The sequence below is a fragment of the Pseudonocardia sp. Ae717_Ps2 genome, assembly GCF_001932475.1.
GTDB lineage: Bacteria > Actinomycetota > Actinomycetes > Mycobacteriales > Pseudonocardiaceae > Pseudonocardia.
Map to the genome: position 1 here is coordinate 4,497,663 of NZ_MCIS01000001.1, position 11,708 is coordinate 4,509,370.

11 protein-coding genes are annotated in these 11,708 nt (G+C 74.4%); 2 read left to right on the top strand and 9 right to left on the bottom strand.

The features are described 5' to 3' along the window. Positions 1-11: 11 nt before the first annotated feature. Complete coding sequence (locus tag Ae717Ps2_RS20705) at positions 12-1,394, top strand: NAD-dependent succinate-semialdehyde dehydrogenase (protein WP_075310666.1); 1,383 nt, start codon at positions 12-14, stop codon at positions 1,392-1,394. A 19-nt stretch (positions 1,395-1,413) separates the two neighbouring features. Here the strand turns inward: Ae717Ps2_RS20705 and Ae717Ps2_RS20710 are convergent, their stop codons facing one another. The 9 genes from Ae717Ps2_RS20710 to Ae717Ps2_RS20750 form a co-directional block, all read right to left on the bottom strand. Then, on the bottom strand, positions 1,414-2,646 hold the full coding sequence (locus Ae717Ps2_RS20710) for a glycosyltransferase 87 family protein (protein ID WP_075310664.1): 1,233 nt from the start codon (positions 2,644-2,646) through the stop codon (positions 1,414-1,416). A 75-nt stretch (positions 2,647-2,721) separates the two neighbouring features. Next, positions 2,722-3,384 (bottom strand): response regulator transcription factor, encoded by a 663-nt coding sequence (locus tag Ae717Ps2_RS20715; RefSeq protein WP_139320104.1) that lies wholly within the window; start codon positions 3,382-3,384, stop codon positions 2,722-2,724. Then, positions 3,381-4,580 carry a sensor histidine kinase gene (locus Ae717Ps2_RS20720; RefSeq protein ID WP_075333787.1) on the bottom strand — a complete coding sequence of 400 codons (1,200 nt, stop codon included), beginning with the start codon at positions 4,578-4,580 and terminating at the stop codon, positions 3,381-3,383. Before Ae717Ps2_RS20720 ends, Ae717Ps2_RS20715 begins: the two co-directional genes overlap by 4 nt. Next, positions 4,573-5,460: an aminoglycoside phosphotransferase family protein gene (locus Ae717Ps2_RS20725; protein WP_075310662.1), complete on the bottom strand. Its 888-nt coding sequence runs from the start codon at positions 5,458-5,460 to the stop codon at positions 4,573-4,575. The genes Ae717Ps2_RS20720 and Ae717Ps2_RS20725 overlap by 8 nt, the downstream gene beginning before the upstream one ends. Further along, on the bottom strand, positions 5,457-6,059 hold the full coding sequence (locus tag Ae717Ps2_RS20730; RefSeq protein WP_075333788.1) for a DoxX family protein: 603 nt from the start codon (positions 6,057-6,059) through the stop codon (positions 5,457-5,459). Before Ae717Ps2_RS20730 ends, Ae717Ps2_RS20725 begins: the two co-directional genes overlap by 4 nt. 71 nt (positions 6,060-6,130) lie before the next feature. Beyond that, complete coding sequence (locus Ae717Ps2_RS20735) at positions 6,131-7,390, bottom strand: MFS transporter (protein WP_075310658.1); 1,260 nt, start codon at positions 7,388-7,390, stop codon at positions 6,131-6,133. Further along, complete coding sequence (locus Ae717Ps2_RS20740; RefSeq protein WP_139320106.1) at positions 7,387-8,400, bottom strand: histidinol-phosphate transaminase; 1,014 nt, start codon at positions 8,398-8,400, stop codon at positions 7,387-7,389. The genes Ae717Ps2_RS20735 and Ae717Ps2_RS20740 overlap by 4 nt, the downstream gene beginning before the upstream one ends. Next, positions 8,397-9,635: a cytochrome P450 gene (locus Ae717Ps2_RS20745; protein WP_075310656.1), complete on the bottom strand. Its 1,239-nt coding sequence runs from the start codon at positions 9,633-9,635 to the stop codon at positions 8,397-8,399. The genes Ae717Ps2_RS20740 and Ae717Ps2_RS20745 overlap by 4 nt, the downstream gene beginning before the upstream one ends. A 49-nt stretch (positions 9,636-9,684) precedes the next feature. After that, positions 9,685-10,521 carry a TauD/TfdA family dioxygenase gene (locus Ae717Ps2_RS20750; protein WP_075333789.1) on the bottom strand — a complete coding sequence of 279 codons (837 nt, stop codon included), beginning with the start codon at positions 10,519-10,521 and terminating at the stop codon, positions 9,685-9,687. A gap of 163 nt (positions 10,522-10,684) precedes the next feature. On the opposite strand from Ae717Ps2_RS20750, the gene Ae717Ps2_RS20755 reads away from it, so the two are divergent. Then, positions 10,685-11,701 (top strand): methyltransferase, encoded by a 1,017-nt coding sequence (locus Ae717Ps2_RS20755; RefSeq protein WP_075310652.1) that lies wholly within the window; start codon positions 10,685-10,687, stop codon positions 11,699-11,701. Positions 11,702-11,708: the final 7 nt, after the last annotated feature.

Sequence of the window (11,708 nt, forward strand, 5' to 3'; positions counted from 1 at the left end):
ACCCGTCGTACATGACCTCCTACGTCACGACCAACCCCGCCACCGGGAAGACCGAGAACGAGTTCCCCGAGCTCACCGACGCCGAGGTCGGTGACGTCCTGCGCCGGGTCACCGAGGCGTTCCCGTCCTGGCGTTCGACCCCGGTCGGGGACCGGGCGCAGATCCTGGTCCGGGTCGCCGAGGCCTACGAGGCCCGCCGTGACGAGCTCGCCACCCTGATCGCGACCGAGATGGGCAAGCCGGTCCGGGAGGCCGCGGGCGAGGTGGCGCTGGCGGCGTCGATCTACCGCTGGTACGCCGAGCACGGCCCGGAACTGCTGGAGCAGGAGACGCTCGACCCGCAGGGCGCCGCGGAGTCGGTGGTGCAGACCGAGCCGGTCGGGCCGCTGATCGGCGTCATGCCGTGGAACTTCCCCTACTACCAGGTGGCGCGCTTCGTCGCGCCGAACCTGATGGTGGGCAACACGATCGTCCTCAAGCACGCCCCGATCTGCGCGGCGTCGGCCGCGGTGATGGCCGAGATCTTCCACGACGCCGGCGTCCCGGCCGACGTCTACGTCAACGTGTACGCGACCAACGACCAGATCGCGGAGATGATCGCCGACCCGCGGGTGCGCGGGATCTCGCTGACCGGCAGCGAGCGGGCCGGTGCCGCGGTCGCCGAGACCGCGGGCCGGAACCTGAAGAAGGCCGTGCTGGAGCTGGGCGGCTCGGACGCCCTCATCGTGCTCGACGACGCCGACATCGCCCGCACCGCGAAGGTCGCCGCCCGGGCCCGCCTGATGAACGCCGGCCAGGCCTGCAACTCCCCGAAGCGGATGATCGTGCCGAACGACAAGGTCGAGGAGTTCGTGTCGGTGCTGGTCTCGACGTTCGAGTCGACCGAACCGGGCGACCCGACCGACCCCGGCACCCGGCTCGGCCCGCTGTCCTCGGTCACCGCCCGCGACGGCGTCGCCGAGCAGGTGCGTCGCGCCGTGCAGCAGGGCGCCACCCTGCACACCGGCGGCGACGTCGTCGACGGCGACGGCGCCTTCCTCCGCCCCGCGGTCCTGACCGGCGTCACGAAGGACATGGACGCCTACTCCGAGGAGATCTTCGGCCCGGTCGCGGTGGTGTACGGCGTCGACTCCGTCGACGAGGCCGTCTCCCTGGCCAACGACGTGGACTTCGGGCTCAGCGGGTCGGTGTGGAGCACCGACTCCGACCGCGCCCGGGAGGTCGCCGACCGCCTCGATGTGGGCATGGCCTACGTCAACGAGCACGGCACCACGCTGCCCGGACTCCCCTTCGGCGGGGTGAAGCGCTCCGGCTTCGGCCGCGAGCTGGGCCGCTGGGGCATGGGCGAGTTCGTCAACACCCGGCTGCGCCGTACGGCCGAGGCCCGCGACTGAGGGCACGCCGAGAGGCACCTCAGGGCCGTCCGCGGACGCGCCCGGCAGCCGTGGGGTGCCTCTCGGCGACCGTGTCCCGGCGCAGGGACCACGCGATCGCGACGAGGACGGCGAGTCCCCAGAGCGGCAGATTGGCGGCGACCAGCTGGTCCAGCACACCGCCGCTCCCGTTCCGGACCAGCCAGTGGGGCCCGATCGCGAACAACGGCACACCGGCGAGGAGCACCCCGCACAGCGCTCGGGAGCGGCTCCGCCGCGCGTGCTCGACCAGGACGGGCCCGAAGGCCAGGACCCAGACCCAGTGATGCGACCACGAGATCGGCGAGACCAGCGCCCCGGCGACGGCCAGTACCGCCGCCCCCACCAGCGGGAACCCCTCCCGTATGCAGCGCCGGGCCAGGACCAGTGCAGCCGCGCCCACCGCGGCGGCCGCCACGCACCACAAGCCGATCGTCACGGTGCCGGTCGCACCGGACCGGACCAGGATCCCGCGCAGGCTCTGGTTCTCGACGTAGCCGAGATCGAGCGGGATCCCGACCCCGCTGAGCCGCTCGGACCAGAAGGCGACCGAGTCCGCCGGAGCGAGCACCGCACCGAGCACGATCGACGCCGCGAAGGTGGCCAGCGCGACGACGGCCCCCCGGCGGTCACCCCGCATGACCAGCCAGACCACGAAGACCAGCGGCGTCAGCTTGACCGCCGCCGCGAGCCCGATCGGCACCCCGCGCCACCGGTCCCAGAACGCACCCCGGGCGAGCAGCCCGGCAGCGACCAGGCCGACCAGGAGGATGTTGACCTGGCCGAGGAACAACACCAACCGGACCGGGTCGGTCAGCAGCACCACCGGAGTCGCCGCCGCGAGCCACCGGGCCCGGACCGGTCGGCCCACCGCGCGCTGCATCGCCGCTCCCACGACCGGCACCAGCGCGGCCGACACCACGGTCAGCAGCGTGGCCGCGAGCGGCATCGGCACCGACGTGAGTGGGACGAACAGCACCGCCGCGATCGGCGGGTACACGAACGGCAGGGGCTCGCCGTACCCGGTCGGGAACACCTCGGTGTAGAGCGGTCGTCCCGTCAGCCACGCCTGGGCCGCCTGGCGGTACACGTCGAGGTCGATCCGGTACTGGGCCGTCCACCCGGTCGACAGGAGCCCGATGCCCTCGATCCCGTGCAGGAACAGGAAGGCCACGCCCACCGATGCGGCGAACGTCGCGAGCGGGAGCAGCGGTCCGTGGCGCGAGAGCAGCATGACGGCACCCTCCGGTGGTGGAGGGGGCCGAGGCGTCACCCCGGGGCGGGAACCCCGTCCGGCTCTCCAGGGGGATCAGCGCCCCGGTTCGACCAGTCCGCTCTCGTAGGCGACCACGACGGCCTGGGCCCGGTCGCGCAGGTGCAGCTTGGAGAACAGCCTCCCGACGTGCGACTTGACCGTCTCCTCCGCGACGACCAGGTCGGCGGCGATCTCGCGGTTCGACAGGCCGCGGGCGATCAGCCGCAGCACGTCCCGTTCACGGGAGGTGAGTGCGGCCAGGCGTGCGGTCTCCGCGCGTGACGGCGGGCGGTGGGCCGCGAACCGCTCGATCATCCGGCGCGTCACCGACGGCGCCAGCAGTGCGTCGCCTGCGGCGACCGTGCGCACCGCGGTGGCGAGCACGTCCGGCGGGGCGTCCTTCAGCAGGAACCCGCTCGCCCCGGAACGGAGCGCCTCGTAGACGTAGTCGTCGACGTCGAAGGTCGTCAACACGACGACACGGGGGCGATGGCCACGCGCGTCCGCCAGCAGCTCCCGGGTGGCCGCGATGCCGTCGAGGACCGGCATCCGGACGTCCATCAGAACCACGTCGGGACGGCGGTCCCGGACGACGGCGACCGCTTCCCGTCCGTCGGCCGCCTCGCCGAGGACGGTGATGTCCGGTTCCGCGTCCAGCAACGCCGCGAAGCCGGCACGCACCATGGCCTGGTCGTCCACCACCACGACACCGATCACGTCGTCCCCCACGGCAGACGGGCCCGGACGACGAACCCGCCGTCGTCGGTCGGGCCGCTCTCCAGCGTCCCGCCGAGCAGACGGGCACGCTCGGCCATGGCACGCAGCCCGGTCCCCGCCCCCGGTGCCGGCACGGGCGGTGCCGGCGGGCGGGCGTTGGTGACCTCGATGCACACCGGTCCGCCGGGCGTGGCCGTGACCCGGACATCGATCGCGGCGCCCGTCGCGTGCCGGACGGCGTTGGCCAACGCCTCCTGCACGATCCGGTGCACCGAGACGGCGACGACGTCGGGGACGCGGTCGCCGCCGTCCACGTCGAGGGTGACCGGGCAGCCGGCTCCCCGGGTGGCCTCGACCAGGGCCGGCAGGTCGGAGAGACCGGGCTGGGGCGCGTTCCCGGCCCGGTGCGGATCGTCGTCCGGGTCGTCGTCGCGCAGCACCCCGACCAGGCGACGCATGTCGGCGAGAGCGGACCGGGACAGGGCGGCGAGCTCGTCGAACTCGACGGCGGCCGAGTCGGGGACGCCCGGGATGCGTCGGGTCGCGCTGGCCGAGCGCACCGCCAGGACCGACAGGTGGTGGGCGACGACGTCGTGCAGCTCCCGCCCGATACGGTCCCGCTCCGTCCGGAGTGCCCGCGTCCGGAGCTCCTGCTGCTCGTCCACGAGTGCCGACCACCGGTCCCGGCTCCGGATCCCCACCGCAGCGGCCAGCAGCATCGAGACGACCCACAGCACGGCGAGCGACCACTCTGGGCCCGTCCATTGCCCCGAGTCCGGCGAGACGACCGTCCGGAGCGTCGCGGCGAGCGCCATCAGACCTCCCAGGACGGCGGTGCTCCGCGGCCGCAGCGCCGACGCCGCGACGAGCAGGATCGCCGCCTGGGAGAGATGGGTGTCCACCATCCAGGGGAGCGGTGCACCGCCGGGTCCCGGCCACGGAAGCTGCAGGAGCACCGTGGCCGCGAGTGCCCACCCCGGGCGGTCGCGGGCCACCACCAGGGCGATCGCGAAACAGACCGCCCGTGCGAGCAGCAGAACGTCGTCGAGCTGCTGGAAGGTGAGGACGGCCAGGGCCGCCACGCCCAGTGCCGCCGGCAGGAACGGCCATCGCGGCCAGACCCGGCGGCCGCTGTCCGGCCACACCGGCACCCGCGCCGACCGCACGTCCGACCACAGGCCGCCCACGTCACCCACCCACGATCGCGCCGAACTCGTCCAGCGCCGCGGTCACCACGGCGACCATGGAGGTGGCCCGGTCGCCCGGCTGGTGATCGGCGGCGAACGACAGGTACTGCACGTGGGCCTGGGCTCGCGCCCACGCGGTCTCGGCAGCGACCATCGCGGGCGGGTCCGGTGCGCCCAGAGCGGCGTGGAGCGTGTCCCGGTAGACCACGGGGACCGGCGCCGCCGGTGCGTCGGCGGGCCCGTCGGCGGGCGGCGCGGTGAGCACCACCACGTCGAGCGACCCGGCCGCGACGCGGGCGTTGCCCCAGTCCAGCAACGTCGCCCCGGACGGGCCGACGAGGACGTTCCCCCGGTGGGCGTCGCCGTGGCACAGGGTGCGGGGCAGGACGCGCAGCGCGGTGCGGGCGCGCTCGTCGTCCGCCCACCTCGCGACGAGGTCCGCCCCGTCGTGCCCGGCGGTGCGCAGGCGCTCGGCGGCGTGCCCGCACCGGGCCGCCCACCAGGCGTCGTCGACGACAGGGATGCCGCGTGGGCGGTTGCGCCGCCAGTGCGCGTGCACCAGCGCGAGGGTGCGCCACACCTCGTCGGGGACGGGGGCGTCGTCGGGCAGCGGGGTCCCGTCGACGTGCTCCAGCAGCACCCAGCCGTCGCCGGAGGCGAGCAGCCGCGGGAGCCGCACGGGGCCGTTGACCACCGCGACGGCGCGCAGCGCGGCGGCCTCGACCGCACCGGTCCGCTTGAGGACGACCGCGGTGCCGTCGTCGAGGTCGATCCGTTCGGCACCGCCGGAGCCGTATCCGCCGCTCAGCGGGGTCCGGTCGCGGACCGCGACCGTACGCCGGCGGCGCCGGGCGAGCGGGCCCAGCCAGGCCTGGTCGGGAACGGTCACCGCCGCAGCACGAACAGGACCAGCAGCGCCACCGCGACGCCGACGACCAGCGACAGCACCGCCCACGGCAGCGGGCGGCGCTGGTAGGTGCGTCCGGCGTCGAGCGCGATCCGCCCGGCCCCGGCAAACACCAGCGCCGCGGCCCCGGCGCCGAGCAGCAGGTCCAGCTCCAGGGAGTTCGCGCCGTCCGAGGCGAACAGCGGCACGCTGGTCACCGGCACCAGCGCGACCGTCACCGCGACGATCTTCGTGGCCAGCAGGCCCGCCGCGGCGAACGGGGTCAGCAGACCCAGTACGAGCAGCACGCCGGACACCAGCTGGCCGACCGCGAGCACCCACGCCAGCGGCCCGGCGAACGCGACGAACCCGGCGTCGGCGAGTGCGGCGGCGCTCGCGTCGAGACCGATGCCGCCCGCGACGCCGAAGAGCTTCCGCGCACCGGCCGCGGCGAACGAGGCGCCGACGACCAGGCGCAGCACGAGCAGCCCGATGTCGGAGGAGACGTGCGCGGGCACCGGGAGCCGCTCCGGCCGGGTCGACTCCGGCGGTGCGTCGCCGGAGATGTTGCCCCAGTCGTAGTGCTGCGTGGGCCCGCTCATGGCGCCGGACCCTACCGGGACACCGGTCGTCTCCCCCGGCGCCGCGCGGCCCCGAGTGGCGCCGGGCCCGCTCAGCGCACCGACCGGACGAACATCACCGTCACGACGGCCGCCGCCACCAGCCCGGCCGCGACCGTGTACAGCAGCGGGTAGCTGTCGCCGGAAGCCGCCAGCACCGAGACCGCGACCACCGGTGCGAGGGACTGCGAGACCGTCCCGGCGACGTTGTACAGCCCCAGGCCGAAACCGCCGTGGGCGTCGCCCTCCGGGAGCACCTCGGTCGCCAGCGCGAGGTCCACGGCCAGGAAGACGCCGTAGGCGACGAAGCCGACCGAGGCGCCCAGCACGAACGTCGTGACGTCCTGCGCCAGCGCGATCAGCAGCATCGACACCGCGAACAGCGCCGCCGAGCAGCCCACCAGCACCCGGCGCCTGCCGAGCCGGTCGGACAGCCAGCCGGCCAGCGGGGCCACCACGAGCTTCAGCACCGCGCTGAGCGTGCTGTTCAGCGCCACCACCGAGGTCGCGACCGCGACGGTCACGCCCAGGTGGTCGGTCAGGGTGTAGAGCTGGAAGTTGAAGAAGATGTAGTAGCCGGTGAGCAGCAGGAACCGGCCCGCCCAGACGAACCCGAAGTCGCGGTAGCGCGCCAGCTGGGCGAGGCGCTCGCCCCACGGGACGCGCCCGGCCGGGGCGCGCGTCCCGGGTCCGGCCGACCGGTCGGGCAGCACGACGAGCAGCGCCGCGGTCGTCAGCACCGCGAACGCGGCCGGGCCGAGGAACAGCGCGACCGGCTGGTTCCCCAGCCAGACCGCGCCCCAGGTCCCGGCGCTCAACCCGGCCTGCAGGGCGACCCCGATCCAGCCGGAGACCCGGCCGCGCCGATCCGGCGGGACCTGGTCGGCGAGCACCGCGAACAGCGCCGAGAACGCCAGGTTGAGGAACAGCGACGCGATCGACCAGCCGAGCACCATCCCCCAGCGCTCCGGCACCAGCGCGATCACCAGCAGGCCCGCGACCCCACCCAGCAGGCCCAGCACCAGCCACGGCCGGCGACGGCCCCAGCGGGAGACGGTGCGGTCGCTGAGCCAGCCGCCCAGCGGCTGGGCGACCGAGGCGAACACCGTGCCGATCGCCAGGGTGGTGGCGAGGACGGCGGTCTTCTCCTCGCCGTAGAGCTGCTGGGCGCGCAGGGCGAGCGTCACCGCCACGGGGGTGGCCGTCGTCGCCATCAGCCCGGCGAACGCGAGGAGGTAGAACGGCATGAACAGCCGCGACGTCCGAGGGGCCGGTGCGGCGGTCTCCTGCCGGGTGCCCGGGCTGGTGGTCACGGCGCGGTTCCGCCCGGAGCGGGGTCGAAGCCGGCGGCCGCGGCGAGGACGGCGTCGTTCGCCGGGGGAAGGCCGGTGCTGACCCGCACCCCGAGCCCGTCCTGGTCGCGGACCGCGATCCCGGCGGCGGCGAGGCGCTCCACGAACGCCCGGCTGCGCCCGCCGAGGCGGACCCACACGAAGTTGCCGCCGCTGGGCGGCACGTCGAAGCCGAGCGCCAGCAGTCCGTCGCGGACCCGGTCGCGTTCGGCGGCCACCGCACGGCACTGCTCGCGCATCCGCTCCTCGGCGTCCATGGCGGCCAGCGCGGCCGCCTGGCCGAGGGTCGGCACCCGGTAGAACGGCGTGCTGGGCCGGATCGGTGCGGTGACCCGCTCGGCGGCGACGAGGTAGCCCACCCGCAGGCCCAGCAGCCCGTGCGACTTGGAGAAGGTGCGGACCACCACGACCCGGTCGTCGTGCGCGGCCAGGCCGAGCACGTCGGCGACCGCGTCCGGGTCGGCGAACTCGCGGTAGGCCTCGTCGACGAGCAGCAGGACGTGCGGGGGCAGGTCGTCGAGCAGCTGCTGCACCGCCGCGGTGCCGAGTACCTCACCGGTGGGGTTGTCCGGGTTGCAGAGCACCACGACACGGGTGTCGTCGGTGACCGCCTTCGCCACCCCGGCGAGGTCGCTGCCGTCGGGGCCGTCCGGCACGGCGACGGCCGTCGCGCCGGTGTTGCGGATCAGCAGCGGGTACATCGCGAACGACGGCGCGGTGTGCACGACCGTCGTGCCGGGGGTGCAGTGCGCGGCGAGGAACTGCTGGAGCAGCGCGCCCGATCCCGCGCCCGCGACGACCCGGGTCGCGGGCACCCCGAGCCGCCGGGCGATCTCGGCGGTGAGGCCCTCGGACAACGCGTCGAGTGTGTGGCCGATCGTGTCCAGCGACCCGGTCAGCGCCTCGCGCACCCCGGGCAGGACGGGCCAGTGGTTCTCGTTGAAGGACAGCTGGTGGACGACGGGGGTCACGCTCGTCGCTCCTGTTCCTGGTCGGGGGTGGGGCCCAGCAGCACAGGGAAGGTCCGCGGGGCGTGGACGTGCACGCTGCGCCGGAAGGTCAGCTCGTCCTCCGCCGCGGTGGCCCGCAGCTGCGGGAACCGGCCGAACAGCGCGGTGAGCGCCACGTCGGCCTCCAGCCGCACCAGCGCCGCACCGAGGCAGCGGTGGATGCCGTGGCCGAAGGCGACGTGCCCGGCGGTGTCCCGGTCGGGGTCGAGCCGCGTCGGGTCGTCGAACCGGCTCGGGTCACGGTTCGCGGCCCCGGTGGACAGGGTCACCGACGCGCCGCGCGGGATCGCCGTCCCACCGATCTCCATGTCCTCGGTCGCGAAACGCAGCGAGGCGTTCAACGCCGGCGACGCCCACCGCAGCAGCTCCTCGACCAGCGCGGGGGCCGTCTCCGGCGAGGCGAGCCGCCGCCGGGCGTCCGGCTCGGTCAGCAGTACCCGGACACTGTTCGTCACGAACACCGCCGTCGTCTCGTGCCCGGCCATGAGCAGCAGCATCGCCATCGCGACGATCTCGATGTCGGAGAGCTGCTCGCCGTCCTCGGAGGCGGCGATCAGGCCGGAGAGCAGGGCCTCGTCGGGGTCGCGGCGACGCGCGGCGACCAGGCCGCCGAGGTAGTCGGCCATCTGGTTCGACGCCCGGACCAGCTCCGGCTCGGGGCACTCGTCGATCAGCACCGTCGACCAGTGGGCGAAGTCCTCGCGGTCCAGCTCGGGGACCCCGATCAGCTCGCAGATGACCTCCATCGGCAGCGGGATCGCGTACCGGCCGACCAGGTCGACCGGCTCGTCGACGGGGAGCGCGTCGAGCAGGTCGTGGGCCAGCTTCTCGACCCGCGGCCGCAGCGCCGCGATCCGCCGGGCGGTGAACGCCTGGGTCACCAGCCGGCGCAGCCGGGTGTGCTCCGGCGGGTCGAGCGAGGTCAGCATGTGCGACATCGGGGCGGGCAGCCCCGGCGGCGCCGCGGCGCGCTCGGCGGGCGGCAGCGACGCCCGCCAGTCCTTGGCGAGGCGCTCGTCGGCCAGCCCCGCCCGGACGTCGGCGTAGCGGGTGACCAGCCAGGTCGGGCCGGTCTCGAAGGTGACCTCGCGGACCGGGCAGTCCCGGCGGGCCCCGGCCAGTGCGGTGTGCGGGTCATGCCAGTAGGTCTCGAGGAACTCCTCGGACCCGGCGCTCGTGGTGGTCGTCTCGCTCATGGCGGTCTCCCCTGCTGCGGTGCCGGTCGGTTCGTGCCGGTCGTGCCGGTCAGTCCTTGACGGCCGTCGCGCTCATCCCGGCGGCCTGGTGGTGCGGCCAGCGCGCCGGCTCGCCCTTCGGGTGGTCGCCGAGCACGGTGACGCGGCGGCCGACCCGGCGGCCGGTGTAGTCGTTGACGGCGTAGTGCTGGGTGGCCCGGTTGTCCCAGATCGCGACCCCACCCTCGCTCCAGCGGTAGCGGCAGACCCGCTGCGGGCTCTCGGAGACGTCGAACAGGTGGGCCAGCAGCGCGGTGCTCTCCCCCGGGGTCAGCTGCGGGATGCGCCGGGTGAACATCCGGTTGACGTACAGCGAGCGCCGCCCGGTGTCCGGGTGCACCCGGACGACCGGATGCTCGGCCTCGCTGCGGTAGGAGCCGTTCGGGTGCTCGAAGACGTGCAGCACGGTGAGCCCGTCGAGCAGCTCCCGCAGCGGGGCGGACAGCGCCTCGTAGGCGAGGTACTGGTTGCTCCACATGGTGTCGCCGCCGACCTCGGGGCCCTGCACGATCTGCAGCACCGACGCGATCGGCGGGGTCTGGGAGAACGTGACGTCGGTGTGCCAGACGTCGGCCTTCGCCCCCTGGTCGGAGTCGAGGAGGACGATCTCGTCGTGCCCGTCCAGCTTCGGCAGGAACGGGTGGACCTCCAGTGGGCCCAGCCGCCTGCCGAACGCCTCGTGGTCGGCCGGGTCGAGACCGGCGTTGTCGGGCAGGAAGAGCACGAGGTGGTCGAGCAGGAGCCGGTACAGGTGCGCGAACACCTCGTCGTCCACGTCGGCGAGCGCGAGCCCACGCACCTCGGCCCCCAGCGCTCCGGAAACCGGACGGACGTCGAGCGAAACCATGTGAAAACCTTTCCGTACGCATTGTTCGACCGCCGTACCGCGCCGGCGGAATCGGTCGGGGAAATGCTGTGTCGAATTGTCACGGACCCTTGTCGGAATCCGCTCCGAACTGCCATCGTCAGTGGCGGACCGACTTCCCCTCCCGTTCGTCGAAAGGAACTCCGTGACCAGTCCGACCACGCAGGACGGCACCGCCGCTCTCGCCGCACTCGTCGACCTGGCGACCCCGTTCGCGGTGCGCACCGCGGTCGCCCTGCGGCTGCCGGAGCTGGTCCGGGACGGTCGAACCGACGCCGGTGAGCTCGCCGCGGCCTCCGGTGCCGATCCCGACGCGCTCGTCCGGCTGCTCCGCCATCTCGTCTCGGCCGGACTGTTCGCCGAGCCCGCGCCGGGCCGGTACGCGCTGACCCCGGTCTCCGAGGCGTTGCTGGACGACCGCAACGCACTGCTGCGTGCCTGGCTCGACGCCGACGGGCCGGGCCTGCGGATGGACCTCGCCTACGGCGGGATGCTGCACGCGGTCCGCACCGGCCGCTCGGCCTACCCCGCGGTGCACGGCCGAGAGTTCTGGGCGGACTACCGCGCCGACGAGCGGCTGCGCCTGTTCTTCGGCGCGACGATGGCCGGCTTCGCCTGGCAGACCGGTCCCGAGGTCGCCGCCGGGTACGACTGGGCGCCGGTCTCCTCGGTGCTCGACGTCGGCGGCGGCACCGGGGCGCTGCTCCACGCGGTCCTGTCCGCGCACCCGCACCTGCACGGCGCCGTGCTCGACCTGCCGGAGGTCGCCCCGGAGGCCGAGGAGTTCCTGTCCGGGGCCGGGCTGGGCGAGCGGGCCCGCTTCGTCGGCGGCAGCTTCCTGGAGCCACTGCCCACCGGCTACGACGTGCTGCTGGTGTCCCGGGTGCTCACCGACTGGCCCGACGAGGACGCCGTCCGGATCCTGCGCCGCTGCGCCGAGGCCGTCGCGCCCGACGGCCGGGTGCTGGTGGTCGAGGTGCTGGCCGGGGAGGAGCACGCGAAGAACAACGCGTCGTTCGACCTGCAGTCGCTGACCCTGCTGGGCGGCCGGGAGCGGGCACCGGAGGCCTTCGACGTCCTCGCGGCCGAGGCCGGTCTGGTCGCCCGGGGTCGCCGGGACGGCGCGAACGGTCTGGTCGTGCTGGAGTACGCCAGGGCGTGAGGTCCGT

Bases quoted from the DNA above. Each gene is read 5' to 3' on its own strand.
- Ae717Ps2_RS20705 (WP_075310666.1), top strand. From the start codon at position 12: ATGACCTCCTACGTCACGACCAACCCCGCCACCGGGAAGACCGAGAAC.
- Ae717Ps2_RS20710 (WP_075310664.1), bottom strand. From the start codon at position 2,646: ATGCTGCTCTCGCGCCACGGACCGCTGCTCCCGCTCGCGACGTTCGCC.
- Ae717Ps2_RS20730 (WP_075333788.1), bottom strand. From the start codon at position 6,059: ATGAGCGGGCCCACGCAGCACTACGACTGGGGCAACATCTCCGGCGAC.
- Ae717Ps2_RS20745 (WP_075310656.1), bottom strand. From the start codon at position 9,635: ATGAGCGAGACGACCACCACGAGCGCCGGGTCCGAGGAGTTCCTCGAG.
- Ae717Ps2_RS20750 (WP_075333789.1), bottom strand. From the start codon at position 10,521: ATGGTTTCGCTCGACGTCCGTCCGGTTTCCGGAGCGCTGGGGGCCGAG.